The 26,574-nt window shown below is 73.2% G+C and carries 21 protein-coding genes and 1 pseudogene; 15 read left to right on the plus strand and 7 right to left on the minus strand.

What is annotated here, in order from left to right:
- The first annotated feature begins 113 nt into the window (after nucleotides 1–113).
- From CPH93_RS30975 to CPH93_RS31005, 7 genes are all read left to right on the plus strand, one after another.
- On the plus strand, nucleotides 114–857 hold the full coding sequence (locus CPH93_RS30975; protein WP_093481960.1) for a GntR family transcriptional regulator: 744 nt from the start codon (nucleotides 114–116) through the stop codon (nucleotides 855–857).
- 161 nt (nucleotides 858–1,018) lie between these two features.
- Nucleotides 1,019–1,729, plus strand: a complete 711-nt coding sequence (locus tag CPH93_RS30980; protein ID WP_093481959.1) for a DUF969 domain-containing protein — start codon at nucleotides 1,019–1,021, stop codon at nucleotides 1,727–1,729.
- Nucleotides 1,726–2,694: a DUF979 domain-containing protein gene (locus CPH93_RS30985; protein WP_096214732.1), complete on the plus strand. Its 969-nt coding sequence runs from the start codon at nucleotides 1,726–1,728 to the stop codon at nucleotides 2,692–2,694. The genes CPH93_RS30980 and CPH93_RS30985 overlap by 4 nt, the downstream gene beginning before the upstream one ends.
- Before the next feature lie 94 nt (nucleotides 2,695–2,788).
- Nucleotides 2,789–3,433, plus strand: coding sequence for a pyroglutamyl-peptidase I (gene pcp, locus CPH93_RS30990; protein ID WP_096214733.1), 645 nt, complete (start codon nucleotides 2,789–2,791; stop codon nucleotides 3,431–3,433).
- A gap of 145 nt (nucleotides 3,434–3,578) precedes the next feature.
- Nucleotides 3,579–5,102, plus strand: coding sequence for a hypothetical protein (locus tag CPH93_RS30995; RefSeq protein ID WP_173909913.1), 1,524 nt, complete (start codon nucleotides 3,579–3,581; stop codon nucleotides 5,100–5,102).
- Between the two features lie 134 nt (nucleotides 5,103–5,236).
- Complete coding sequence (locus CPH93_RS31000) at nucleotides 5,237–6,172, plus strand: hypothetical protein (protein ID WP_173909914.1); 936 nt, start codon at nucleotides 5,237–5,239, stop codon at nucleotides 6,170–6,172.
- A gap of 66 nt (nucleotides 6,173–6,238) precedes the next feature.
- The gene (locus CPH93_RS31005) at nucleotides 6,239–10,933 is read left to right on the plus strand and encodes a hypothetical protein (protein WP_096214734.1); all 4,695 of its coding nucleotides are present in this window, start codon (nucleotides 6,239–6,241) and stop codon (nucleotides 10,931–10,933) included.
- Nucleotides 10,934–10,959: 26 nt separating this feature from the next.
- Here CPH93_RS31005 and CPH93_RS31010 read toward each other — a convergent pair whose 3' ends face one another.
- Entirely contained in the window at nucleotides 10,960–12,045 is a 1,086-nt protein-coding gene (locus tag CPH93_RS31010) for an S-(hydroxymethyl)mycothiol dehydrogenase (protein WP_096214735.1), read from the minus strand.
- Between the two features lie 228 nt (nucleotides 12,046–12,273).
- Nucleotides 12,274–13,080, minus strand: coding sequence for an IclR family transcriptional regulator (locus CPH93_RS31015; protein WP_093481954.1), 807 nt, complete (start codon nucleotides 13,078–13,080; stop codon nucleotides 12,274–12,276).
- Between the two features lie 161 nt (nucleotides 13,081–13,241).
- On the opposite strand from CPH93_RS31015, the gene CPH93_RS31020 reads away from it, so the two are divergent.
- Entirely contained in the window at nucleotides 13,242–13,574 is a 333-nt protein-coding gene (locus tag CPH93_RS31020) for a bifunctional 3-phenylpropionate/cinnamic acid dioxygenase ferredoxin subunit (RefSeq protein WP_096214736.1), read from the plus strand.
- Between the two features lie 25 nt (nucleotides 13,575–13,599).
- Here the strand turns inward: CPH93_RS31020 and CPH93_RS31025 are convergent, their stop codons facing one another.
- Nucleotides 13,600–13,983, minus strand: coding sequence for a hypothetical protein (locus CPH93_RS31025; protein ID WP_093481952.1), 384 nt, complete (start codon nucleotides 13,981–13,983; stop codon nucleotides 13,600–13,602).
- Nucleotides 13,984–14,354: 371 nt separating this feature from the next.
- Between CPH93_RS31025 and CPH93_RS31030 the strand changes: the two genes are divergently transcribed.
- The 6 genes from CPH93_RS31030 (at nucleotide 14,355) to CPH93_RS31055 (ending at nucleotide 20,695) form a co-directional block, all read left to right on the plus strand.
- Nucleotides 14,355–17,189, plus strand: coding sequence for a nitrate- and nitrite sensing domain-containing protein (locus CPH93_RS31030; RefSeq protein WP_096214737.1), 2,835 nt, complete (start codon nucleotides 14,355–14,357; stop codon nucleotides 17,187–17,189).
- Nucleotides 17,186–17,626, plus strand: coding sequence for a roadblock/LC7 domain-containing protein (locus CPH93_RS31035; RefSeq protein ID WP_093481950.1), 441 nt, complete (start codon nucleotides 17,186–17,188; stop codon nucleotides 17,624–17,626). The genes CPH93_RS31030 and CPH93_RS31035 overlap by 4 nt, the downstream gene beginning before the upstream one ends.
- 87 nt (nucleotides 17,627–17,713) lie before the next feature.
- Nucleotides 17,714–18,127, plus strand: a complete 414-nt coding sequence (locus CPH93_RS31040) for a DUF742 domain-containing protein (protein WP_093481949.1) — start codon at nucleotides 17,714–17,716, stop codon at nucleotides 18,125–18,127.
- A 192-nt stretch (nucleotides 18,128–18,319) separates the two neighbouring features.
- Nucleotides 18,320–19,189, plus strand: coding sequence for an alpha/beta fold hydrolase (locus CPH93_RS31045; RefSeq protein ID WP_096214738.1), 870 nt, complete (start codon nucleotides 18,320–18,322; stop codon nucleotides 19,187–19,189).
- A gap of 56 nt (nucleotides 19,190–19,245) precedes the next feature.
- Nucleotides 19,246–19,857 (plus strand): TetR/AcrR family transcriptional regulator, encoded by a 612-nt coding sequence (locus CPH93_RS31050; protein WP_093481947.1) that lies wholly within the window; start codon nucleotides 19,246–19,248, stop codon nucleotides 19,855–19,857.
- Between the two features lie 226 nt (nucleotides 19,858–20,083).
- The gene (locus CPH93_RS31055) at nucleotides 20,084–20,695 is read left to right on the plus strand and encodes a GTP-binding protein (RefSeq protein WP_006607155.1); all 612 of its coding nucleotides are present in this window, start codon (nucleotides 20,084–20,086) and stop codon (nucleotides 20,693–20,695) included.
- A gap of 73 nt (nucleotides 20,696–20,768) precedes the next feature.
- Here the strand turns inward: CPH93_RS31055 and glpK are convergent, their stop codons facing one another.
- From glpK to CPH93_RS36485, 4 genes and pseudogenes are all read right to left on the minus strand, one after another.
- The gene (gene glpK, locus CPH93_RS31060; RefSeq protein WP_096214739.1) at nucleotides 20,769–22,307 is read right to left on the minus strand and encodes a glycerol kinase GlpK; all 1,539 of its coding nucleotides are present in this window, start codon (nucleotides 22,305–22,307) and stop codon (nucleotides 20,769–20,771) included.
- A gap of 72 nt (nucleotides 22,308–22,379) precedes the next feature.
- Entirely contained in the window at nucleotides 22,380–23,147 is a 768-nt protein-coding gene (locus tag CPH93_RS31065) for an MIP/aquaporin family protein (protein ID WP_096214740.1), read from the minus strand.
- 268 nt (nucleotides 23,148–23,415) lie between these two features.
- Entirely contained in the window at nucleotides 23,416–24,594 is a 1,179-nt protein-coding gene (locus tag CPH93_RS36480; RefSeq protein ID WP_267895754.1) for a lipid-transfer protein, read from the minus strand.
- A 210-nt stretch (nucleotides 24,595–24,804) separates the two neighbouring features.
- Nucleotides 24,805–25,245: pseudogene (locus tag CPH93_RS36485) on the minus strand (Zn-ribbon domain-containing OB-fold protein); the annotation flags it as partial.
- A gap of 185 nt (nucleotides 25,246–25,430) precedes the next feature.
- Between CPH93_RS36485 and CPH93_RS31075 the strand changes: the two are divergent.
- Nucleotides 25,431–26,519: an ABC transporter ATP-binding protein gene (locus tag CPH93_RS31075; RefSeq protein WP_093648583.1), complete on the plus strand. Its 1,089-nt coding sequence runs from the start codon at nucleotides 25,431–25,433 to the stop codon at nucleotides 26,517–26,519.
- Nucleotides 26,520–26,574: the final 55 nt, after the last annotated feature.

Here is a 26,574-nt window from a genome sequence, read left to right on the forward strand (position 1 = left end):
GCATCCGGCGGCGGATGCGTTGTTTCGTCCTCCCATCTGGGATTGACTTCCGCCCATACGACGCCGGGGCACCGCGCAGGCCGCCCCGGTACGGCACGAGAGCGGGGAGCGGCATGACCGGCGGCGCGGCGAAGAACGATCAGGGGCGGCTCACCGAGGTCGCCGGCCTGGAACAGGACCGCGCCCAGCTGGGGCGCTCCAGTACGGCCGAGCGGGTCGCCGACATCCTGCGCGACCGGATCACCGAGGGCTACTTCCCGCCCGGCGCCCGGCTCTCGGAGGAGAGCATCGGCGGTGCGCTGGGCGTCTCGCGCAACACCCTGCGGGAGGCCTTCCGGCTGCTGACCCATGAGCGGCTGCTGGTGCACGAGCTCAACCGCGGGGTCTTCGTGCGGGTGGTGACGGTCGAGGACCTGGACGACATCTACCGGGTGCGCACCCTCGTGGAGTGTGCGGCGGTACGGAGCCTGGGGGAGGGGCCCTACGGCGCCGCGGCGACCGAGGCCATCGCGGCGATCGAGACCGCCGTACAGGCCGGTGAGGCCGCCTCCGAGGCCCGGGAGTGGCAGGACCTTTCCACCGCAAACATCCGCTTTCATCAGGGAATCGTGGCCCTGGCCGGCAGTCCGCGCACGGATGAGCTGATGCGGGGGGTGCTGGCCGAGCTCCGGCTGGTCTTCCACGTGATGGCGGATCCCCGGCGCTTCTACGCGCCTTACCTGACCCGCAACCGCCAGATCGTCGAAGTCCTGCAGTCGGGCGACGCCCCCGAGGCCGAACGGCTGCTGCGCGCCTATCTGGAGGACGCGCGCCGTCAGCTGTCGGGCGCCTACGCCGAGCGCATCGCGGAGGGATGAGGCCCGCGGTGTGCGCCGCCGCGCGGGGTGTCCCGGAGATCCGCCGGACATCCGTTCCCGCAGACCCCTTGTCGGATCGTTGAACAATCGCCTAGCCTCCGCTGCAATCTTCTCCCTCTCCTCACGGACTCCTTGAGTCCCCGTACGCGGAAGGCGGACCCATGATCGTGCTCCTCGGCGTGCTCGTGGTCGTGATCGGCTTCGCCACGAAACGCAACCCCCTCCTGGTGGTGGGGGTGGCCGGCATTGCCACCGGCCTCCTTGGCGGACTGTCACCGGGCAAGGTCCTCGCCGCGTTCGGTACGGGCTTCGCCGGCAGCCGGGCCGTGACCATCTTCGCGATCACCCTCCCGGTCATCGGCCTCCTGGAGCGCTACGGCCTCCAGGAACAGGCCCGCAACCTCATCGCCCGCTTCGCCCGGCTCACCACCGGACGCTTCCTCGCGCTCTACCTGGGCCTGCGGCAGATCGGCGCCGCGGTCGGGCTCACCAACGTCTTCGGCCACGCCCAGACCGTCCGTCCGCTGGGCGTCCCGATGGCCGAGGGCGCGGCGGAGCGCAGGTTCGGTGAACTCCCGGAACGGACACGGGAGAAGGTCAGGTCCTTCTCCGCCAGCGCGGACAACGTCGGCCTGTTCTTCGGGGAGGACGTCTTCCTTGCCGTCGGCTCGATCCTGCTGATCACCGGCTTCGTCAACACAACCTACGGCACCCACCTCGAACCGCTCCAGCTCGCGCTGTGGGCGATCCCCACCGCGGTGTGCGCCTTCGTGGTCCACGGCTGGCGGCTGCTGCGCCTGGACCGCCACCTGGAACGCGAACTGCTCACCGCCAACGTCCCGGACCACGCCGTAGTGGAGGCAGCCAAGTGATCAAGGCAGAGTGGTTCTACTGGCTGGTGGGCCTCAGCTTCCTGGTGATGGCCGCCCGGATGGTCACCGACCGCAGCAACCCCAAGCGCCTGGGCACCGGCGCCTTCTGGAGCCTGATCGGCGCCGGCTTCATCTACAGCAGCTGGGTCGTCACCAAGCAGGCGCCGGCCGAGCCGCTGGGCGCCGCCGTTCTCCTGATGGCCGCGCTGGCCGGCTTCGGCTTCACCGGGCGCGGCACCCCGCGCACCACCACCCCCGAGGAGCGCACCGCCAGCGCCGCCCGCCTCGGCAACAAGCTGTTCGTCCCCGCGCTCACCATCCCCGTGGTGGCCATGGCCTGCGCGATCGGCGTCAAGCACCTCTCGTTCGGGGGGCAGCCGGTCCTCCAGGAGGGCAGCGAGACCATTCTGGGCCTGGGCATCGGCGCCGTCGTGGCCCTCGCCGTCGGCATGATCATGCTCCGTGAGAAGCGGATCTCGGTGCCCGTGGAGTCCGGCCGCTCGATGCTGGAGACCATGGGCTGGGCCATGCTGCTGCCGCAGATGCTGGCCACGCTGGGCGCCATCTTCCAGGTCTCCGGCGTCGGCGACCAGGTCGGCAAGCTCACCACCTCCGTGCTGCCCAAGGACTCGCTCTACATCGCGGTCGTCGTCTACTGCGTGGGCATGTTCGCCTTCACCCTCATCATGGGCAACGCCTTCGCCGCCTTCCCCGTGATGACCGCGGCCGTCGGCTGGCCCGTGCTGATCGGCCACTTCGACGGCAACCCCGCCGCCGTCCTGGCCATCGGCATGCTCGCCGGATTCTGCGGCACGCTCGTGACGCCGATGGCCGCCAACTACAACATCGTTCCGGCGGCCCTGCTGGAGTTGAAGGACCAGTACGGGCCCATCAAGGCGCAGCTGCCCACCGCGGGTGTGCTGCTCGGCTGCAACATCGTGCTCATGGCGCTGTTCGCCTTCTGAACCGGCGCGCCCCGCTGCCGCACCCTCCCGCACGGTGGCCCCGGCCACCGTGCCCCGCCTCCGCCCCCGGACGAACCGCACCGAGGATGACCGAATGACCCGGGTACTGCTGACCGGATTTGCACCGTTCGAGGGCGAATCCACCAACCCCTCCTGGCAGGCGGTTCGGGCCGTCGCGGCAGACCCGCCGCCCGGCATCGAGGTGTCCGCCGTCGAGCTGCCCTGCGTCTACGGAGCCTCGATCGCGGTGCTGCGCGCCGCGATCGAGGAGACCCGGCCCGACATAGTGGTGTGCGCCGGCCAGGCGGGCGGCCGTCCCGACATCACCGTCGAACGCCTCGCCATCAACCTCGACGACGCCCGCATCCCCGACGCCGCCGGCGCCGAGCCCATCGACGAGCCGATCGTGCCCGGCGGCCCCGCCGCGTACTTCTCCACCCTGCCGGTCAAGGCCTGCGTGGCCGCGGTCCGCGCAGCCGGGCTGCCCGCCTCCGTCTCGCACACCGCCGGCACCTTCGTCTGCAACCACGTCTTCTACGGCCTCGCCCATCTCATCGCCACCGAACTGCCGGGCCTGCGCGGCGGTTTCGTGCACGTCCCCTACGCGCCGGAGCAGGTCGTCGACCGCGCCCAGCCGTCGCTCCCGGTCACCGCCGTCACCCGGGCCCTGCGCGAGATAGCCGTCACGGCCGCACGCACGCGCACCGATATCCGCGCTGCCGGAGGGACCACCCACTGACCTGGCAGCCGGCCGCGCCGAGCCGCGTCGTAAACTGGTGCGTCGGCCGGCGGGCGGCCCGTCAACGGATCCACCAGCGGTTCCACCCATGCACGGATCCGCGCCGTTTCGTCCGTTGTCAGTGCGAGCGCCTACTCTGTGCGACGTGACTTTTCCCGCCCCGGGGGCCGCTGCGCCCCAGCTCAACGGCCCTCAGCGGCCCGCGCCGGGCCCGGCCGCCGACGAAGGCCTGGCCCGCCGGCTGCGCGCCCTTGCGTGCACCGCGCCGCTGCACGACCTCGACGTGCGCAAGGCCAACCTCGCGGGCGAATACGGCGGCTACGCCATGGCGGAGGTGGCGCTCGCCGTCATCGATCTGGTCACCCTCAACATGGACTTCGACACCGGCGCCGACCACGAGGAAATAGTGGCGAAGGTGCTCCCGAGGGTCGCCGCCCAGGCCCCCCGCCGCCCCGTGGGTGAGCACGAGCGGGTGGCCCGCTGGGTGCTGGAGAATCTGATCAACGTCGGCAGCGTGGACCGGGGCTTCCGCGCCGTCTACGGCACCTTCACCACCGACGGCGAATACGTCCGCCGCGACTACGACTTCAAGCTCATCGAGGAGGTCCCCGGCAGCGGCGGCAGCGTCTATCTGCGGGCCACCGACGAAGCGGTCAACGTCCTGGTCGGCGCGCTCGACACGGACGTCACCAGCGCCCAGATCGCCGCCGAGGTCAAGCTGGAGGTGCTGATCAACCGCGGCCGGCTGGCCGATGCCCAGCTCGCCGCCGAACAGGCCCGCTACCGCACCGTGCAGTACGCCGAGACCCTGCGCCGGACCCTGGACGCCACCCGCCGCAACGTCCGCGCCGTGGACTGGCTGGAAACCGTCCCCGACATGATCAACGAGGCGCTGGACCACGTCGCGGACCGCTACCGCCACGAGAACGCCATCCTCACCAACATCCGCAAGGCCCGCGACGAGACCGAGGAGCCCGAGCACAAGCGCCGCGCCGCCGAGCTCGTCGACATCGTCAAGGACTGCATCCGCCGCCACACCCAGCTCCAGTCCCGGCTGCTGGAGGCCGGCCCGCTCTTCCGCGCCGAGCAGGACCGGCAGGCCTTCGCCACCCCCGTCGCCCGCTCCGGACTCGATCTGTACGGCCAGCTCGTCGCCCCCCTGCTGCCGCTCCCCGCCGAGCAGGCCATCCGGGTCACCGACGCCTTCTTCACCCACGGCACGGGCCTGCGCACGCCCTCCGCCGTCCGCGTCGGCGACCTCGTCGAGGTGCTGCTCACCCCGCCCGTGGAGCGCGAGCACCTCGGCGCCGAGATGCCCGAGCCCGACCTGGTGACGACCCCCGACGACAGCCGCTTCAGCGAGGCCCAGCTCGACGCCGCGATGGCGCTGCTCACGCTGCCCGCCGACGCCCCGCGCAGGCTCTCCGGCCTGCTCGCCGAGGCCCGCCGCAGCGATCCCGAACTCCCCTACCTCGTCGCCCTGCTGGCGGTGCACGCCGCCAGCCCGCCGGTCGGCACGGCCTACCGCCAGGGCGAGCAGCAGCTGCTCTTCGCCGTCGACGACGGCACGGAGCTGATAGACCCCGAATTCGGCGGCGCCGACCTCATCGTCGGCACGGCTCTGCTGGACGCCGCCGGCATGGCCGCGGACCGTTCGGAGGTGGCCTGATGGCCCGCGCCCGGGGCGAGGGGCCGACCGGCGGCACCACCCGCCCGGCCCGGCCGGACCGGAGCGCCGGGCCGCCGCCCGGCGTCGCGCCGGCCAGAGATGTCCCAGACCGTCCCCCGCAAGGAGCTTGTTCCGTGACCCCGTACGACGACGCGCCGCAGCCGGACCCGGTGTCCGGGGCCGGTGAGCCGGGCTGGGGCGCGCCCACCGCCGACGCCGGTCCGGCCGCCGCGGCTGGGCCCGCGCCCGTCACGCCCGCCGATGCCGCGGACGCCGCCCGGCTGGTCTCCTTCGGCCTCCAGCCCAAGCTGCTGCCGGCCCGCGACGCCGAATACGGCGAACTCCTGCGCCGCTACCGCGACGAGCCCGCCTTCGCCCGGCTCGCCGACGCCGTCGCCACCGGTCTCGGCCTGGTCGTCCTGGAGGTCTCCACCCGCGCCGGGATGGCCGTCACCGCCGCCGAGGACTCCGTCTTCGCCGTACGCATGGGGGAGTACGCCCGCCGTGCCTCGGCCGACTCCGCCGACCGCTTCCTGCACGGCCTGGCCCATCTGGCCGTCGCCGCGCTGGCCTTCCCGCGCCCCGAGGACCTCGCCGACGACGGCTATATCGGCCGGATCACGGTCAACGGCGTGGACGCCTTCGTCCGGCAGGCCTGCCGCCGGCTGGAGGAGCGGGCCGAGCAGGAGGGCGAGAACACCGACCCGGCCACCGACGCCCCCGGCCTGGAATCCGCCTGGCGCATCTACGCCCGGCGCAGCGCGACCGGTGCCACCAAGGACGCCAGACGGCTGGCCGGTTCGACCACCGGGATCATCGCCAAGGCGGTCACCTTCCTCGTCGACTCCGGCTTCCTCCAGCGCACCGGCGACGATGCCGGCGGCGCCTACCGCACCACCGCCCGCTATCAGCTCCAGGTCCGCGACATGGCCGGCAGCGCCGCCATGGCCGAACTCCTGGAGCTGGGCATCGTCCCCGTCGCCGACGGCAGCGCCGCACTGCTGCCGGGCGAGGACACCGACGACCTCGACCTGGTCTCGGACGCCGGCCTGCCCTTCCACTCGGGCTGAGCGGGGCGGCGCCCCTGCCCGACCTCCCCGCCCCCACCCCTCCCCACACGACAACGAGAGTCCGCCATGTACGAGCTGTCCCGGGTCCGTCTCTACTCCATCGGGCCCGCCGGTGCGCGCTATGCCGACACCGTGCTGGACCTGCGCGGAGTCGGCGCCCCCGTACCCCACCCGGCCCCGGCGCAGGCGGACTTCTTCGAGGACGAACCGGTCGGCCCGCCGCGCCGCCCGGCCCCCGCGGGCGTCCTGTTCCTGGAGAACGGCGGCGGAAAGTCCGTCCTGCTCAAGCTGATCTTCTCGGTGATGCTGCCCGGCCACCGCAACACCCTCGGCGGTGCCAGCTCCGGCGTGCTGCGCAAATTCCTGCTCGCCGACGACTGCGGCCATGTCGCCCTGGAATGGCAGCACGTCCTCACCGGCGAGAGCGTGGTCGTCGGCAAGGTCAGCGAATGGCGCGGCCGGCAGGTCTCCAACGACCCGCGGAAGTTCGCCGAGGCCTGGTACAGCTTCCGGCCCGGCCCCGGGATGAGCCTGGACTCGCTCCCCGTCGCCGAGGCCACCGTCATCCGCCCCCGGCAGGGGGACGGTGAGGGCAGCTCCGGCGCCCAGGGCCGCCGCCGCACGATGAAGGGCTTCCGCGACGTCCTCACCGAGGCCGGGAAGAACTACCCCAATCTGGACGTCGTCTGGGAAGAGATCCACGAGCGCTGGAACGAACACCTCGGCGAGCTCGGCCTGGACCCGGAACTCTTCCGCTACCAGCGGGAGATGAACGCCGACGAGGGCGAGGCGGCCGGCCTGTTCGCGGTCAAGAACGACTCGGACTTCACCGACCTGCTGCTGCGCGCCGTCACGGACACCCGCGACACCGACGGCCTCGCCGACCTGGTGCACGGCTTCGCCCACAAGCTCGGCCGGCGCGCCGAGCTCACCGCCGAGCGGGACTTCACCGCCGGGTCGCTCGATCTGCTGTCGCGCATCGCGGACGCCGCCGAGCAGCGGGAACGCGCCCGCGAGGTGCATGCCGGCGCCGAGCGCCGCACCCGCGCCCTGGCCCAGCGGCTGCACGCCCGCGGCACCGAGGAGCGCGGCCGCGCCGCCGAGCTGGCCGAGCAGGTCGCCACCGCGGCACACCGCGTCACCGACGCCGAGCGGATCCGCGAGCGCCGCTCCCTGGTCTCCGCCGAACTCGCCTACCGGCACGCCTCGCTGGCGCTGGCCGCCGCGGAGAAGGGCGCCGCCGCCCAGCGCCGCGAGCTCAACGACGCCCGTACGCTGCACAGCGCCTGGCAGGCCGCCGAGACCGCGCTGCGGCACCGCGCCGCCGCCGACCGCTCCGCGCGGGTCGCCGCCGCCATCCGCGAGGCCGAGCGGGACGCCGCCCCGGCACTCGCCGCCCGCGCCACCGCCGCCGCCGACCTCGTACGCGCCCTGCATGCGGCGGCGGAGGCCGGGGAGCACATCGCCAACGAGGAGGAGGAGCGCTCCGCCGCTCTCCAGGAGGCCGGCGAGTCCGCGCACCGCGACGCCACCTCGGCCGCCACCCACGCGCAGCGCGCCCGCAGCGAGGCCGATCACCTCAAGCAGCGGCTGGCCGAGGTCGCCGAGGAGACCGCCGAGGCCGTCCGGGCCGGCTGGCTGGACGACAGCGCCCCCGACGCCGACCCGGCCCGCGCCGCGCTAGCCGCCTCGGACGCCGAGAAGACCGCCGTCGAGGCCTGGGACGCGGCCCGGGAGACGGCTCGGCAGGCCACCGACCGCGCCCGCGAGGCGACCTCCCGGCACTCCGCCGCCGAACTCGCCGCGGCCCGCGCCGAGGACGCCGCCGAGGCCGCCGGGCGGGCGTACGACGCCGAGCGCCGGGCGGCCGAGTCGATCGGCGCCGAGCAGCGGCTCGCCGACCTCCTCGGACTCCCGCAGTCCGAGGCGAAGTCCGTCGGCGTGCCCGCGCCCCGTACGGCCGCGCCCGGTACGTCCGGGGCGGACCAGGGCGCCCCGCGCCGTCCCGTCGCCGGCCCGCTGACCGCCGAGGAACTGGACCGTAACGCCGACGGGCTGCACGAGCTCTTGGAGGAGGGCGTCGCGGCCGCCGAGCGGCAGCTGTTCGACCTGCGGACGGCCGCCGCCGACGATGCCCGCATCCTCGGCGCGCTGGGTGACGGCGGTCTGCTGCCGCCGGGGCCCGATGTGCTGGCGGCGGTGGAGTATCTCGGCGAGCACGGCGTGCCCGCGCTGCCCGGCTGGCGCTATCTCGCCCAGTCCGTCGACCCCGCCGACCACACCCGGGTGCTCGCCGCCCGCCCCGAGCTCGTCGATGGCGTGATCATCACGGACCCGGAGACCCATGCCCGGGCCCGCGAGGTGCTCGCCCAGGCCGCACTGCTGCCGCGGTCGGCCGTCGCGGTCGGTACCGCGGCCGCCCTGCTCGCGCCCACGCCCGCCTCTGACGAGCAGGAATCCGGCGTCTTCCTCGTACCGCCGAACCCGGCGATGCACGACGAGTCCGCCGCGGACGAGGAGCGGCAGGCGCTGCGGGCGCGCGCCATAGAGCGCGACGAGGAGATCCGGGCGCTGGCCGCCCGGCTCGCCGGGGACCGTGCGCTGGCCGCCCGGCTCGGCTCGTGGCGTACGGGCTGCCCGGCCGGCCGCCTGGCCGAACTCGCCACCGCCGCGGACGAGACGCGGGCGGCCGCCGAGGAGGCCGCCGCCGAGCTGGCCGAGGCCCGTACCGCCCGGGACGCGACCGAGGAGGCCGCGGCCGAGGCCACCCGGGTACGCGACGAGCGGCAGGAGACCGCCCAGCGTGCCCGCCGCGCCGCCGATCTGCTGGCCGGGCTCGCCCACCGGCTGCGCGAGCGCGCCTCCTGGCAGTCCCGGATGCGGGAACTCGCCGACGAGGCGGCCGAGTTCGAGGCCCGCGCCGAGGAGTGCGTGGACCGCGCGCGGGCCGCCGACGAGGACCGCAGGGCCGCCCAGCGGGCCGCCGACGACGCCCGCCGCACCGCCCGCGCGCTGCGCGCCGAGCGCGCCGAGATCGCCGGCGTCCCGGACGACCTGGGGGAGGCCCCCGAAGGGGCGAGCGCCTCGCTGCCGGCGCTGCGCGAGGCCTACCGCGCCGCCTCCCAGCTCTACGAGAAGGTCGGCGTCGGCGCCGATCTGCGCGCCGAACAGGCCCGCGCCGAGGGCGACGAGAGCGCCGCCCTTGCCGAGCTCAACCGCCTCACCAACAAGGTCCGCACCCGCGCGGAGGCCCTCCTGGAGAGCCCGGACGCCGCCGACGGCCCGTCCCGGCAGGCCGCCGCGTCCCGCGCCGAATCCCTGGTGCACATGCTGGAGATGCGCGCCTCGGCCGCCAGTGAGCAGCTCGGCCGGCTGCGCGGCGAGGCCGAACGTCTCGCCCCCACCGACGGCGAGGCGCACACCGAGCTGCCGGACGAGCTGGTGCCCGCCGACGCGGAGCGCGCCAAGGAGCTGCTGCGCACCGCCGCCGGTGAACTCGCCACCGCCACCGAGGCGTTGGAGGGCGCCCGGGCGCAGCACGAGGAGCTGCTGCGCGCCCACCGCGGAGCCGAGGACGCAGCCGGCGGCTTCGACGAGACCGCCGCGCTGCTGCGCGATCTGCTGCGCGACAACAACGACGCCGAGGACGCGGCGGACGAGCCGATCGAACCGTACGCCGGCGCGCTGCCGCAGGCCCGGCAGGCCGCCGCCGAGTCCCGCCGCTCCCTGCGCGGCTGCGCCGCCGACCTGTCCACCGCCGAGTCCGCGGTGCGCGAGGCGAGCGACATCCTCGTCCGGCACGCCAACTCCACCCGGTACGAACAGGTTCGTACCCCCGCCCGCCAGCAGATCCGCGAGCTGCCCGCCTCGGCCCTCCCGGACCACGCCGTCAAGTGGGCGGACGCCTTCGCCCCCCGGCTGCGGGTGCTGACCGACGAGCTGGAGCAGCTGGAGCGCAACCGCGACTCCATCGTCGACCGGCTCCGCGGGCTGGTCGAGTCGTCGCTGACGACGCTGCGCTCCGCCCAGCGGCTGTCCCGGCTGCCCGAGGGGCTGGGGGAGTGGTCCGGGCAGGAGTTCCTGCGGATCCGCTTCGAGGACCCCGACCAGGCCACGCTCACCGAGCGGCTGGGCGAGGTCATCGACGAGGCGACCCGCGCGGCCGTGAAGAAGAACAGCGATCTGCGGCGGGACGGGATGTCCCTGCTGCTGCGCGGGGTCAGTGCGGCGCTCCAGCCGCGCGGGGTGGCCGTGGAGATCCTCAAGCCGGACGCGGTGCTGCGCGCCGAGCGGGTACCGGTCGGGCAGATGGGCGATGTGTTCTCCGGCGGCCAGCTGCTGACCGCCGCCATCGCGCTGTACTGCACGATGGCGGCGCTGCGCAGCAACGACCGGGGCCGCGACAAGCAGCGGCACGCCGGCACGCTGTTCTTGGACAACCCCATCGGCCGCGCCAACGCGACCTATCTGCTGGAGCTGCAGCGCGCGGTCGCCGATGCGCTCGGCGTCCAGCTGCTCTACACCACCGGCCTCTTCGACACCACCGCGCTCGCGGAGTTCCCGCTGGTCATCCGGCTGCGCAACGATGCCGACCTGCGGGCCGGACTGAAGTACATCAGCGTCGAGGAGCATCTGCGGCCGGGCCTGCCGCAGCCGGACCCGTCCGGCGAGGCGGTGCACGGCCAGATCACGGCGACACGGATGTACCGCCGTCCGGAAGAGACCGCTGCCGAGGAACCGGCGGACGAGACCGCCGGGTGAGCCGTGGCGCGGGGCCCTGCGGACGGTCAGACCACGACGACCGACCGCAGGACCTCCCCGCGCTGCATCTTCGTGAAGGCCGTTTCGAGGTCGTCGAGCGCGATGGTCTCGCTGATGAACCGCTCCAGATCGAGCTTGCCGCTCAGGAACAGATCGATGAGTACGGGGAAGTCGCGGCTGGGCAGACAGTCGCCGTACCAGGACGACTTCAGTGCGCCGCCGTGCGAGAAGAGATCGAGGAGCGGCAGGTCGATGCGCATGTCCGGGGCGGGCACCCCGACCTGGACCAGCGTGCCCGCCAGATCGCGCATGTAGAACGCCTGCCGGTAGGTCTCCGGGCGGCCGACCGCGTCGATCACCACGTCGGCGCCGTGCCCGCCGGTGAGCGCACGGACCGCCTCGACCGGGTCCGTGCCGCGGGAGTTGACGGTGTCGGTGGCGCCGAACCGCTCGGCGGCGTCCAGTTTTCCGTCGTCGAGATCGACGGCGATGACGCGTCGTGCACCGGCCCGGGAGGCGCCCGCGATGGCGGCGTTGCCGACCCCGCCGCAGCCGATCACCGCGACGGTGTCCCCGCTGCCCACCCCGCCGGTGTGCACGGCGGCGCCGTAGCCGGCCATCACCCCGCAGCCGATCAGGCCGGCGGCCTCCGGGCGCGCCGACGGATCGACCTTCACCGCCTGCCCGGCGGCCACCAGGGTCTTCTCGGCGAACGCGCCGATCCCCAGGGCCGCGGTCAGCTCCGTGCCGTCCATCAAGGTCATGGCCCGGTCGGCGTTGCGCGAGGCGAAGCAGTACCAGGGGCGGGCGCGGCGGCAGGAGCGGCACTGTCCGCAGGGCGCCCGCCAGGCGAGCACCACATAGTCGCCGGGCGCCAGGTCCGTGACGCCGGGGCCGACCTCCTCGATCACCCCGGCCGCCTCATGGCCGAGCAGATAGGGGAAGTCGCCGCCGATCGCGCCGTCGCGGTAGTGCAGATCGGTGTGGCACACCCCGCAGGCCTGGACCGTCACGAGCACTTCGCCCGGACCGGGATCGGGTACGAGGATCGGCAGCACCTCGACGGGGGCGCCCTTCTTGAGGGCGACGACGGCGCGGGCTTCGTGCGGCATGTCTCACTCCTAAAACAGCGCCTGCGGTGGCAGCAGGGGCGGGTAGCACGCGTGAGGTGGCACGGATGCCTGTGAGGGGTTGGAGTGGTGCGCGGTGAGCGGTGGGGACAGCGGCGGTGGGCGGCCCACCGCTGGCTCCGTGTTGCCTATAGCGCGATTGGTTGCGCTATGGGAGACATGCTGGAAGTCCGCAAGGGATCCGTCAAGGGGGATTTTCCGCAAGCCGCCTCAACCCGCGTACCCCATACGGCGGGAGAGTTCGGCGGCCGCCTTCGCGGACCGCTCCGCCAGCTCGGGCAGCAGCTCCCGCTCCATGCGGTACGCCGGCCCCGAGAGGCCGATCGCCCCGATCACCGCACCGTCGTGCGCCCGCACCGGGGCCGCCACCGCATTGAGCCCGATCTCCAACTCCTCGCTGGTGCAGGCGAATCCGTCCGCGAGCGCGGCGGTCAGCTGCTCGCGCAGGCCGGCCGCCGTGGTCAGGGTGTGCTCGGTGAACCGCGGCAGCTTGCGGGTCACCAGGGCCTCCCGGCGCTGCGCCGGCAGATGCGCCAGCAGCACCTTGCCGCTGGCGGTGGCGTGCAGCGGGGTGCGGCGGCCCAGCCAGTTGTACGCGGTGACCGCCGCGGAGCCCCTGGCCTGCATGATGTTGACCGCCGCATCGCCGTCCAGCACCGCGATGTTGGCGGTCTCCCCGGTGTCCTCGGCGAGCGCCCGGCAGACCGGCTGGCCCTCCTGCGAGATGTCCAGCCGGATGGCCGCGGCGCCGGCCAGCCGCAGCACCCCGGCGCCCAGGTAGTACTTGCCGCGCTCCTTCTCCTGCTCCACCAGACCGCGGTTCTCCAGCACCCCGAGGATCCGGAACGCGGTCGATTTGTGGACGCCCAGCTCCTCCGAGATCTCGGTCACCCCGGCCTCACCCAGCTTGGCCAGGATCTCCAGCACGCTCACCGCGCGGTCCACGGACTGGACGGATCCCGCCCCGGCGCGCCGTTCCTCGGACCGGTCGTCTGCCGCATCGTTCGTGTTCGACATGGGTCTTTGTGTCACCACCCGGTGGCCCCCGCGGGGCACGTCTGAAGGCATCTGTCGGGAAGCCCTTGACGGCCCGCTCCCCGGCTTGGATTCTGTTGCGCATCGCGCTCTGCGATGCGTTATTCAGAACACATGATACCGATCAGCGAGAGGGGGGCCAGATGATTCCCGTCTGCCGCATCGAGGACCTGCCCGAGGGTGAGTCCGTACGGATCGAGATCGACGACACCACACCGGCCATCGCGGTCTTCCACACCGAGGGCGGTTTCTACGCCGTCGACGACACCTGCAGCCACCAGGACGCCTCGCTCTCCGAGGGCTGGGTCGAGGGCTGCTTCGTGGAATGCCCGCTGCATGCGGCCCTGTTCGACCTGCGGACCGGAGCCGCGGCCTGCCTGCCCGCCCGCCGGCCGGTGCGCACCCACGACGTCAGCGTCCTGGACGGCATGATTCATGTACGGCCCGCCGTACGGGAAGAGGCCGTCGTCGCGTAGATCCCGGGCCCGCCGCCCGGCCGTTTCACGCCGCAGTGCGCGGGGCCCGCGACGGGCCCTCCCGTGACTCCCGGCGCTGCTGCCGCCGCGCGCGGCGCCGCTCACGGCGCAGTTCCCGGGCCGTGGAGCTCGGCTGCGACTGCACACCGTTGCGCTGCACCCACACCTGCCGGGTGACCCAGACGTCCAGCACCGCCCAGGTGGCGACCACGGTGCTGGCGACCGTGCTGAGCACCGCGGGGAACGCGAACCAGGAGCCCGCCAGCGTGCACAGGAACGCCACCATGGCCTGAATCAGGGTGAGGGCCACGATGATGACGGCACGCACCGCGGCGGTGCGCACCGGATCCGCCATCCGGTGCCGGGTCGCCGGCTCCTCCTGCCACAACGGCCGTCTGCCGGTGTCCATGAACGCGTCACCCTCCCCGCACGTGCCCCGTGTCCGACTCCTTGGGGACTGCCCGCATTTCGCCCGGTACATGCCCTTGGTGTCGTACCCCGTACCCCTCCATGGTCACGCACCGGAGCCGCTCAGGGTTACCCGGGGTAGAGAAAAACCGGCCAACCGCCCGGCAGGCCGTCGGACATCGATGCGCGGACCGGGTCGCCGCACGCGGGGCGGGTTGTCCGGGAATCGGCGGACAACTCATGACGATCCCGCGCGGCCCGGCTCCCCGGGGTCACGAGAGGCCTTCGGCTAGGTCACCCGAGAGTAGTAGGCTCGCGCCGTTTGTTGACGGAACACCACCCCCGTGCGCCGGGGTTGACGTAGGGGAGGCCATGCGCTTTCGCGGGAAGTCGGTCCGCCGGAAGATCGTGGCGTTGCTGCTCGTACCACTGCTGTCCCTGACGTCCTTGTGGGCGTTCACGACCTACCTCACCGGTCGTGAGGCCAACCAGCTGCTGGATGTAGGCAACGTCGTACAGCATCTCGGCTATCCGGTGGAGAACGTCATCCTGACCCTCCAGGAGGAGCGCCGGCAGAGTCTGCTGTACCTCGCCGACCGGCGCGACGCCGACGCACTGGACGCGCTCCGCCGGCGGACCCGGGCCACCGACGAGGCCGTCACCGAGCTGCGGGCCGACACCGACACCCGCGACACCCGCGAGGACCTGTCCGGCGAGGCCGGCAGCCGGATGAACGGCGTCCTCAAGGGCCTGTCCTCGCTCGGCTCGCTGCGCACCCAGGTCCAGGACAACACCGTCACCCGCGACGAGGCCCTGGAGAGCTACAACTCCCTTGTCGATCCCGGCTATGACTTCCTTTCCGCACTCCACGCGCTGGAGAATGTGGAGATGGACAAACAGGCACGGGCGCTGGTCACCCTCACCCGTGCCCGGGAGACCCTCTCCCGTGAGGACGCCCTGATGTCCGCGGTGCTGGCCTCCGGCAGCATGAGCGCGCGCGATCTGCGGTCGGTGTCCGACCGGGTCGCCGAGCGCCGGCTCCTCTACCGCACCGGCCTGCCCGTCCTGCCCGCCCGGGACCGCGGCAGCTACCAGGACTACTGGCACTCGGCGAAGGCGGGCGAGCTGACCTCGTACGAGGACCGGGTGATCGCCGCCGGCGCGAAGGACGGACCGCACGCGGTCAACGCCGAGCGGTGGAACGCCGCGGCGCAGCGGGTGCTCGGCGACCTCCACCGGATGGACAAGGGCGCCGCCGACCGCTACCAGGACCGGGTGGCCCCGGTCGCCACGCACATCCTGCTCAAGGCGGCCATCGCGGGCGTCCTCGGCTTCATCGCGCTGCTGGTCTCGGTCGTCGTCTCCTTCCGCATCGGCCGCCGCCACGTCCGGGACCTGATCCGGCTGCGCAAGACCGCCCACGAGGTGTCCGGCGTACGGCTGCCGAGCGTGATGCGCCGGCTAGCGGCCGGCGAACAGGTCGATGTGGAGACCGAGGCGCCCCGGCTCGAATTCGGCCCGGACGAGACCGGCCAGGTCGGCCAGGCGCTGCACACCCTTCAGCGGGCCGCGATCGAGGCCGCCGTCAAGCAGGCCGAGATGCGCCGCGGCGTCTCCGAGGTCTTCGTCAACCTCGCCCGCCGCAGCCAGGTCCTGCTGCACCGCCAGCTGACCCTGCTGGACGCCATGGAACGGCGCACCGAGGACACCGACGAACTCGCCGACCTCTTCCGGATCGACCATCTGACCACCCGTATGCGGCGGCACGCGGAGGGCCTGGTCATCCTCTCCGGTGCGGCCCCCTCCCGGCAGTGGCGCAAACCGATCCAGCTGATGGACGTGGTGCGCGCGGCGGTCGCCGAGGTGGAGGACTACGAGCGGATCGAGGTGCGCCGGCTGCCCCGGCTCGCGGTGGACGGTCCCGCGGTGTCCGACCTCACGCACCTGATAGCCGAACTCCTGGAGAACGCCACGGTCTTCTCCCCGCCGCACACCGCCGTGCAGGTGCTGGGCGAGCGGGTCGCCAACGGCTTCACCCTGGAGATCCACGACCGCGGTCTGGGCATGGCCCCCGATCTGCTGCTGGAGGCCAACCTCCGGCTCGCCGAGACCCCCGAGTTCGAGCTGTCCGACACCGACCGGCTCGGGCTGTTCGTGGTCAGCCGGCTCGCCCGGCGGCAGGACGTACGGGTCTCCCTGCAGCCCTCGCCGTACGGCGGCACCACCGCCGTGGTCTTCATCCCGGGGACGCTGCTCACCGAGGGCGGCCGGGCCGACGACGAGGGCGCGCCCGACGGTCTGCCCGGCGGCCCGGTCGGCAATGAACTGGAGCATGCGGCGGGCAAGCTGGCCGCGCTCTCCCAGGCGCCGGGCCCGCTGCCCGTGCGGGAGCGGCGCACGCCGGCCGTGATCGACGGACCGGTCGAACTGGAGGCGCCGCTCGACCGGGACGAGCCGGCTCCCGCCGACGACGAGGAGGGCCCCTTCAGGAAGCGGGAGCGCGGCCGCGACCGCAAGGGCCCGTCCTCCGCACCGCGCAACATCGCGCCGGTGCGGCCCGTGCCCGACGGCGAGCAGCACCAGCAGACCGATGACCAGGCGCCCGGCGGCGGGCTGGCGCCACTGCCGCGCCGCCACCGTCCGCCGGTGCTGGTCTCCGACCACGGCAGGACGGTCGACGACCGTGACGCGGCGGGCAAGCGGGGCGCCAACCGGCCCGGCGCCGAGCGCTCCCGTTCCGGAGAACGCGACGCGAGCGGCTCCGAGTCCGGTCGGCCGTCGTCCGCCACGCCGCAGGACCCGCCGCCCCCGGCCGGCCCGCGGCCCGTCGCGGACCACGACCCCTCCGGGCCGACCACGGCCCAGGGCCTGCCCCGCCGGGTACGGCAGGCCAGCCTCGCGCCGCAGCTGAAGAAGGACCCGGCGGCCGAGGCGGAGCAGGCGCCGGCGCAGCATCCGGCCGCGGACGACCGCGACGCCGAGGCGGTCCGCGCCCGGATGGCCTCGCTCCAGCGCGGCTGGCAGCGCGGCCGCCGCGACAACGGAGAGAACCCGCGCGAAAGCGCACCAGCACCGGGCGAGGACCCGGCCACCACCGGCCCGGAGGACAGCACAGGCTCCGGCGACCGTGACGCCGCCAGGCACGACGGCGACGGCACGGGCACCACCGCACCACCAGGAACCACATCGGGAGGGGACGGTCCATGACCGCACCGAAGGCAGCAGCTTCCACCGCACCGGTCTCGGCGAAGGGATCCGGTGAGCTGAACTGGCTCCTGGACGAACTGGTCGAGCGGGTCGGCTCCATCCGCAAGGCACTCGTGCTGTCCAGCGACGGGCTGGCCACCGGGGCCTCGAAGGACCTGACCCGCGAGGACGGTGAGCATCTGGCCGCCGTCGCCTCCGGCTTCCACAGCCTGGCCAAGGGCGTCGGCCGGCACTTCGACGCCGGCCACGTCCGGCAGACCATGGTCGAGCTCGACGAGGCGTTCCTGTTCGTCAGCGCGGCCGGCGACGGCAGCTGCCTGGCCGTACTGGCCGACGCGGACTCCGATGTCGGGCTGATCGCCTACGAGATGACGCTGCTGGTCAAGCGCGTGGGCACGCACCTGGGCACCGCGCCCCGGTCCGGCCCGGCCATCTGAGCGCGACGATGGTGACGCCATGAGCGAGCGCAGCGAGCTCATCGTTCCAGGGTGCGTGCCTCGCAGGTGCGAGGGCGAGGTTCAGGCATGAGCGAGCAGGACGGCCGGGCGCCGCGGGACCGGGAGACGGCCCGCTGGTTCGACGACGACGCGGGCCCGGTCGTCCGCCCGTACGCGATGACCCGCGGCCGTACCCGTACGGCCGCCGAGGGACGCCTCGACCTGATCGCGCTGGTGATCGCCGAGAGCCGCGCGGAAGAGGCGGTCGACGATCAGATGCTGTCGCCCGAGCATGTGGAGATCGTGGAGCGGTGCCGGCAGGAGCCGCTGTCGGTCGCCGAGCTGGCGGCCGGACTCGACCTGCCGGTCGGCGTCGTACGGGTGCTGATCGGGGATCTGCTGGATGCGGACCTGGTCCACGTCAGCCGGCCGGTACCGCCGGCCGAGCTGCCGGACGAGAAGGTGCTGCGCGAGGTGATCGACGGCCTGCGCGCGCTGTGAACTCCCCGCGGTCCGGTGGCCGCTGCCCTCCGGTTCGTTCGGTCGGGGCGGCGGCCCGCTGAACTCCCTCGGCGCCCGGGCGGAGCCCGGATCTCGCAGTGCCGTCCGTGGGCAGGGGCTTCGTCGAGCACGGCGCAAACGCCGGGGTACGGTGCCTGTTGAGCAGCTGTCAACAGGAGGAGATGCGTCGCCATGGCCACGGACGAGACCCCGGAACGCTTCGAACGCCTGGAGATCCAGGCCGGCCCGCACACCTACGACGCACTGGCCTGCGGGCCCGCCGACGGGGAGTTCGTGCTGCTGCTGCACGGCTGGCCCGAGTTCGCCGACTCCTGGAGCGAGGTGCTCCCCGCCCTGGGCACGGCCGGCTACCGCGCCGTCGCCGTCGACCAGCGAGGCTACTCGCCGCGCGCCCGCCCGCACCGGATCGCCGACTACGCCGTGCCCGAACTCGTCGCCGACGCGCTGGCCTTCGCCGATTCCCAGGGCGCGGACCGCTTCCACCTCGTCTCCCACGACTGGGGCGGCATGGTCGCCTGGGCGCTGGCCGGCGCCCACCCCGAGCGGCTGAAGTCCCTGACCGTGCTGGCCACCCCGCACCCGGACGCGCTCAACCGCGCCGCCGCCACGGATACCACCCAGCACCACCGGCTCGACTACGTCCGCTCCTTCCGCCGCGACGGCGGCGCCGCGGAGACCGCGCTGCTCGCCGACGACGCCGCCCGGCTGCGCGCCGTCTACGCCGGCAAGGTCCCCGACGCCCTCGTGGACGGCAATGTCCGCCGGCTCTCCGCACCGGGCGCGCTCACCGCCACCCTGAACTGGTACCGCGCCCCCGAGTCGGTCATCTCGGTCCCGGCCGGCCGGATCAGCGTGCCCACCCTCTTCCTGTGGGGCAGCGAGGACACCGCCCTGGGCCGCGGCGCCGCCGAGTCGACGGGGGAGTGGGTGGACGGCCCCTACCGCTTCGAGGCCCTGGAGGGCGCCAGCCACTGGCTGCCCGAAGAGGTCCCTGACGTGGTCGCGCCCAAGATCCTGGACCATCTGGGGCAGTACGCCTGAGGCCGGGACGGGCCGGGACCCTCGGCGGCCCCGGCCCGCCGCCGTACACTGCGCGCATGTCCGGCAGACGCACCACCCGACTCACCTCCGACCAGCGCAGGGAGCAACTGGTCGGCATCGGGCTGGAGATGCTCGCCGACCGCTCCCTGGACGAGCTGTCCACCGATGAGGTCGCCCGGCGGGCCGGGATCTCCCGCGGACTGCTCTTCCACTACTTCGACTCCAAGCGCGACTTCTACCGCGCGGTGGTCCGCGCCGAGTGCGACCGCTTCACCGCCGCGACGGAACCGGACGGCTCCCTGGAACCGGTCGCCTGGATGCGGGCCTTCATCGCGGGCTTCGTGGCGTACGTCCTGGAGCACCGGCAGGTGTACCTCGCCCTGGTACGGGGCGCCGCCGGCAGCCACCCCGCGGTCACCGACATCGTCGGCGCCACCCGGGAGACCGTCGCCCGCCGGGTGCACGACGGCAGACGGCGGCTCGGTATGCCGGACGCCCCGCAGGCCGAACTCGCCACCCGGGCCTGGATGGCGTTCGCCGAGGAGGCGGCCACCACCTGGCCGGCGGAGCAGCCCGGCGCCCGGGACGAGCTGTGCGCCTTCATCGAATCCAGCTTGGTGCACCTGCTGGGGCTGCTCGACCGGCCCCAGGCCCTCACCCCGCGCTGAGCGCCCGCCGGGGCCGGGTCCACCCGCCTCAACGGCCGTGCGCGGCGCCCTTTTGGGCAGGTTGGCGGCCTTGGACCCCTGGTGTAACCGGGGCGTGATGCATCTCAAGTGGGCCCCGTGCTGAGCACGTTGTACCGTTCCCTTGCACGTGCCGCCTCGTGCGCCGACGCCCGGGGACCAAGCGTGAGCTCCACCCGCACACCCGGCAATTCAGGAGAAGAATCCCATGGCCTTTGGGCGTTCCGACCGTCGCCGCCGGTCCGCCGCCGCCGAGCCGGTGACGCTGAAGATCCTGGTCGCGGGCGGCTTCGGGGTCGGCAAGACCACCCTGGTCGGTGCCGTCAGCGAGATCCAACCGCTGCGCACCGAGGAGCGGCTGACCGAGGCGGGCCGGCCGGTCGACGACCTCGACGGTGTGGAGGCCAAGACCACCACTACTGTCGCGATGGACTTCGGCCGGATCACCGTCAACGAGGGGCTGGTGCTGTATCTGTTCGGCACCCCCGGCCAGGACCGCTTCTGGTTCCTGTGGGACGAACTGGCGCGCGGTGCGCTCGGCGCCGTGGTGCTGGCCGACACCCGTCGGCTCGCCGACAGCTTCTCCGCCATCGACTACTTCGAGCGCCGCGGGCTGCCCTTCACGGTCGCCGTAAACTGCTTCGACGGCGCCGACCGCTATCCGCCGCAGGCCGTACGCGAAGCCCTGGATCTGGCCCCCGAGATCCCGGTGATGCTGTGTGACGCCCGGCTGAAGAACGATGCCCGCGATGTGCTGATCTCCGTCGTCGAGCACGCGAGGGAGGCCGGCGCCGGCCGGCGGGAGCCCGCGCTTCCCTGACGGGGCGCGGAAGCACGGCCCGTACCCCGCCGTCCGGGGTACGGGCCGTACGTCTCTCCTGTGACTAGAGGGCCTAGGAATCCGCCGAACCGTCCGGTGCCAGCCAGCCGAAGCTGCGCTCCACCGCCTTGCGCCACTGGGCGAACTCGCGGTCACGGCTCGGCCCGTCCATCCGCGGAGTCCACTCCTCGTCGCGCTGCCAGTGGGTCCGCAGCTCGTCCAGGTCCTGCCAGACACCGGTCGCCAGCCCGGCCGCGTACGCCGCGCCCAGACAGGTGGTCTCCGAAATCACCGGGCGGATCACCGGTACGCCCAGCACATCCGCCTGATGCTGCATCAGCAGGCTGTTGGCGGTCATCCCGCCGTCGACCTTGAGCCGGGTGATCCGCACCCCCGAGTCCTGGAACATCGCGTCCACCACCTCACGGGTCTGCCAGCTGGTCGCCTCCAGTACGGCGCGCGCCAGATGCGCCTTGGTGACGAAACCGGTCAGACCGGTGATCACCCCGCGGGCGTCGGAGCGCCAATAGGGCGCGAAGAGGCCGGAGAACGCCGGGACCACATACGCCCCGCCGTTGTCGGGAACGCTCGCCGCCAGCGGCTCGATCTCGTCGGCCGAGGCGATGAGGCCGAGCTGATCGCGGAACCATTGCACCAGGGCGCCGGTGATGGCGATCGACCCCTCCAGGCAGTAGACCGGTGCCTCGCCGCCGAGCTGGTAGCCCATGGTCGTCAGCAGCCCGCTCTTGGACGGGACCGGGCGGTTGCCGGTGTTCAGCAGCAGGAACGAGCCGGTGCCGTAGGTGTTCTTGGCCTCGCCGACGCCGTAACAGGTCTGGCCGAAGACGGCCGCCTGCTGGTCGCCGAGCGCGGCGGCCACCGGCACCCCGTGCAGCTGCCCGACCGCCGTGCCATACACCTCGGCCGACGACCGGATCTCCGGCAGCATCGCGGCCGGCACGTTCATCGCCGACAGGATCGCCGGATCCCACTGCAGGGTGGAGAGGTTCATCAGCATCGTGCGGCCCGCGTTGGTCACATCGGTGACATGCACCCCGCCGTCGGTGCCGCCGGTCAGATTCCAGATCAGCCAGGAGTCGATGGTGCCGAACGCGATCTCGCCGCGCTCGGCCCGGGCCCGCAGCCCCGGCACCTCGTCCAGCAGCCAGGCCGCCTTCGGCCCGGAGAAGTAGCTCGCCAGCGGCAGCCCGGTGGCCTCCCGGAAGCGGTCCTGGCCGTCCGCGCCGCCCAGTTCCGCGCACAGCTGGGAGGTCCGGGTGTCCTGCCAGACGATCGCATGGTGCACCGGCCGGCCGGTGGCGCGGTCCCACAGGACCGTGGTCTCCCGCTGGTTGGTGATGCCCAGCGCACTGAGCTGGTCCGCGCGCAGCCCCGCCTTGGTCAGCGCGCCCGCCACCACGGCCTGCACCTTCGACCAGATCTCGGTGGCGTCGTGCTCCACCCAGCCCGGCTTGGGGAAGATCTGACGGTGCTCGCGCTGGTCGACGGCGACGATCGCCCCGCCGTGGTCGAAGATGATGCAGCGGCTGGAGGTCGTGCCCTGGTCGATCGCGGCTACATATTTCTCGGTCTTCCCGGTGTGCTCCGTCATGCCGTCACGCCTCCTGGCGTCCTGGTGAGTGGGTGCAGCGGGGCTGGGGCCGGTCCGTGCGACACGCCGGGGTCAGAACGCCAGCCGGTAGACCAGGCCGGACAGCACCGCGCCGATCAGCGGTCCGGCCACCGGTATCCAGGCGTAACCCCAGTCGGAGGAGCCCTTGTTGGGTATCGGCAGTACGGCGTGCACCAGGCGCGGACCGAGGTCCCGCGCGGGGTTGATGGCGTAGCCGGTGGGCCCGCCCAGCGACAGCCCGATACCGACCACCAGCAGCGCGACCAGCAGCACATTGATCCCCGAGCCGTAGACGCCCGCCTGCGCGCCGGGGACCTGGCCGATGCCGATGCCCTTGTTCTGCCCGAAGCACAGCAGCGGCAGCACCAGCCCGGCGGTGGCGATGACCTCGGTGACGAGATTGGCGGCCGGCTTGCGTATCTCCGGGCCGGTGGAGAAGATCCCCAGCGTCGGCTGGGCGGTGGCCCGCTCCGCGTTGGCGGCGAACTGCGCGTAGTACAGCGCCCAGGCGAGTACGGCTCCGACCGCCGCGCCGATCATCTGCGCCAGCACGTACAGCGGCACCTTCGACCACGGGGTGCCGCCCGCGATCGCGGAGCCGACCGTCACCGCGGGGTTGAGATGCCCGCCGGACAGCGGCGCCGCGGTGTAGGCGCCGGCCAGCACGCCCATGCCCCAGCCGAAGGCGATCACGACCCAGCCGGCGCCCTTCGCCTTGGAGTGGTGCAGGGTGACGGCGGCGCACACACCGGCGCCGAAGAGAATGAGTATCGCGGTACCGATCACTTCACCGACGAAGATGTCCCCATTGGTATACATGGCGGCTCCTAGGCCCTCGCCCGGGGACGTCCCCCGGTCCTCCGTGCAGGGTGCGTGCCACCGGCGGGCAGCGGGCAGCGCTGCCACCGGGCCGGGGTGCCTGAGTACGGCAGTGCCGACTGGCATCCGGAAGTGTTCACCGGTGCTGAGGGGGCGTCAAGGTCGCGTGCGGCAGAGGTTGTTGATGTCTGCGGACCGACGCGACGAGGCCCGTGCGCACCCCGTCAGCCGTCGGCTCCCGCACCCTCCTGGACCGCACTCACCGCACTCACCGCACCGCCACCACCGCCGACCCGTGCCCGAACAGCCCCTGATTGGCGGTTACGCCCACCCGGGCACCGGGCACCTGACGGCCGCCGGCCTGTCCCCGCAGCTGCCAGGTCAGCTCACAGACCTGGGCGATCGCCTGGGCCGGCACCGCCTCGCCGAACGAGCTCAGACCGCCGCTGGCATTCACCGGCAGCCGCCCGCCCAGCGCCGTCACCCCGTCCCGCAACAGCCCGGCACCCTCACCGGCGCCGCACAGCCCCAGATCCTCGTACCACTCCAGCTCCAGCGCGGTGGACAGGTCGTAGACCTCGGCGAGCGAGAGGTCCTCGGGGCCGATCCCGGCCTCCTCGTAGGCGGTGCGCGCGATCGAGGCACGGAAGCCGGTTGCGGGCTCCGGTACGGCGGCCGCGGAGTCGGTGGCGATGTCCGGCAGGTCCAGTACGGTCCGCGGGTACTGCGGGGTGGCCGTGGAGACCGCACGGATCCGCACCGGATCGGCCGCGCCGTGCCGCCGTGCGAAGTCCATGCTGGTCAGGATGAGTGCGGCGGCGCCGTCGGAGGTGGCGCAGATGTCCAGCAGCCGCAGCGGATCGGCGACCACTGCCGATGCCGCGACCTCCTGGGCGGTGACCGGCTTGCGGTAGCGGGCGTACGGATTGACCGCGCCGGCCGCCGCGTTCTTCACCTTCACCTGCGCGAAGTCGTCGGCCGTATCGCCGTACAGCGCCATCCGGCGGCGTGCGTACAGTCCGAAGTACGCCGGGTTGGTGGCGCCCAGCAGCCGGAACCGCAGCCAGTCCGGATCGTCGGGCCGGTCACCGCCCGCCGGGGCGAAGAAGCCCTTGGGCGCGGCGTCGGCGCCGACCACCAGGACCACGTCCGCCAGGCCGGAGAGGATCTGCGCCCGCGCGGTGCCGATGGCCTGGGCGCCGGAGGCGCAGGCCGCGTAGACGCTGGTCACCCGGGCGCCCTGCCAGCCCAGCGCCTTGGCGAAGGTCGCGCCCGCCACATACCCGGGGTAGCCGCCGCGGACCGTGTCCGCCCCGACCACGCTCTGCACGGCACACCAGTCGAGCCCGGCGTCCGCGAGCGCCGCCCTGGCCGCTTTGGTGCCGTACTCGATGAAGCTGCGGCCCCACTTGCCCCAGGGGTGCATTGCGGCGCCCAGTACGGCTATGTCGTGGGGTGGGTTGGTTGGGGAGCTCGGGGGGGTTTGGGGGCGCCTTGTGGCTTGGGGTTTGGTTGTGCTGGAGGTTTTTTCCTCGGTGGTTTTTCCCTCGGAGGTTTTTTCCCCGGAGGTTTTTTCCCCGCCGCCCACCCCCCTTCGGGGGGTGGGCGGGTGTAGAGGTGAGGTTTCCGCGCCAACGCCTCCGCCCCCCACCCCCCGCCCCACCCCCACCGGCCGCCACTGCCACGTGGTCCAGCTGTGCGCGTCATCCTCGTCGAGCACCCCGGGCACCAGCTCGACCCGGGCGCCCACAGCCAGGTCCGCGACGCCGACGCCCGGCGCGGCCTGCCCGAGGACCACCATCCGCTCCGCCGCCAGCTCCACGGCGACCAGGGCGTACGGCTGCCACTCGGTGTCCGGGTCGGAGACGTAGGGCGCGGGCGGTCGATAGCGCGCATCGGTGTACGACCAGACGGTGCCGTACCGGGACAGCGGCACCTCCACCAGCTCGTCGCCGCCGCACGCGGGATTGCGGCAGAAGGTGTCCTCGCGGGGGAAGAACACCGCGCCGCAGGCCCGGCACCGCGTGCCCAGCAGCCGGAAGTCCGCCGCGTCCTGATCGAACCACCCCGGCACCGCCGGCTTCCGCGTACGTGTCACGGACCCTCCCCAAGCGCAGACCGGGAACGGCGGGCCGGCAACGGCGAGCCGGACGGCAGCGGACCGGCGGCCGGCCCTCCCGGAACCCCAGAACTGACGGAACGTCAGGAGTGTGGCACGGTGCCGCCCGGCGCGGAACCCCGGTACAGTCCGGGCGATCACGTCGTTCACGAGGGGGAGCGCCCGTGGCTGAAGCCGCCCGCCCTGACGTCCGCACCGACGACCGGCCCGTCCGCACGGCCGCCGCACCCGCCGTACGGCTCACTGCCGTCCGCAAGGAGTTCGGCCCGGTGTGCGCCGTCGACCACGCCGAACTCACCATTCACCAGGGGGAGTTCTTCTCCCTCCTCGGCCCCTCCGGCTCCGGCAAGACCACCCTGCTGCGGCTGATCGCCGGCTTCGAGCGGCCCACCTCGGGCCGTATCGAACTCGCCGGCCATGAGGTCACCGCACTCCCGGCCGCCCGGCGCGACGTGCACACCGTCTTCCAGGACTATGCGCTCTTCCCGCACATGACCGTCGAACAGAACGTCGCCTACGCGCTGACCGTCGCCGGGGTGCGCAAGTCCGAACGCCTCGCCCGCGCCCGCGAGGCCCTGCGCACCGTACGGCTCGACGACCACGGCCCGCGCCGCCCGGCCGAGCTCTCCGGCGGCCAGCGCCAGCGCGTCGCCCTGGCCCGCGCGCTGATCGACGGCCCGGGCCTGCTGCTGCTCGACGAGCCCCTGGGCGCGCTCGATCTCCAGCTCCGCCAGGAGATGCAGCGCGAGCTCCAGCGCATCCAGCGCGCCACCGGCGTCACCTTCCTCCTCGTCACCCATGACCAGGAGGAGGCGCTGACGCTCAGCGACCGCCTTGCCGTCCTCGACCGCGGCCGGATCGCGCAGACCGGCCCGCCGCTGGAGATCTACGAGCGCCCGGCCACCGCGTTCGTCGCGGGATTCGTCGGCACCACCAACCTGCTGAGCGGTCCGGCCGCGGTCCGCGTCGTCGGTGCCCCGGGCACGTACAGCATCCGCCCCGAGCGGATCCGGATCGCCGCTCCCGACGGCCCGGACGGCACCCCGGGGCCGGGGGAGCGGAGCGTGCCCGGCCGGATCGCCGAGATCGTGCACGCCGGCGCCCACCTCCGCTGCGTGGTCCACCTCGACGGCGGCGACGACCGGCTCACCGCACTGCGGCTGAACTCCGGGCCCCTGCCGCCGGCCGTCCGTCCGGGTGGCGCCGTGCATCTGATCTGGCGCGCCGAGGACGCGTCCGCGGTGCCCGGCTGACCCGCCGTCGGGTACCGCACCGGCGGGTCCGTCGGCGAGGCGCTCTGGTGGCAGA

The sequence above is a fragment of the Streptomyces sp. 2323.1 genome, assembly GCF_900221035.1.
In the GTDB taxonomy this organism is placed as follows: Bacteria; Actinomycetota; Actinomycetes; order Streptomycetales; family Streptomycetaceae; genus Streptomyces; species Streptomyces sioyaensis.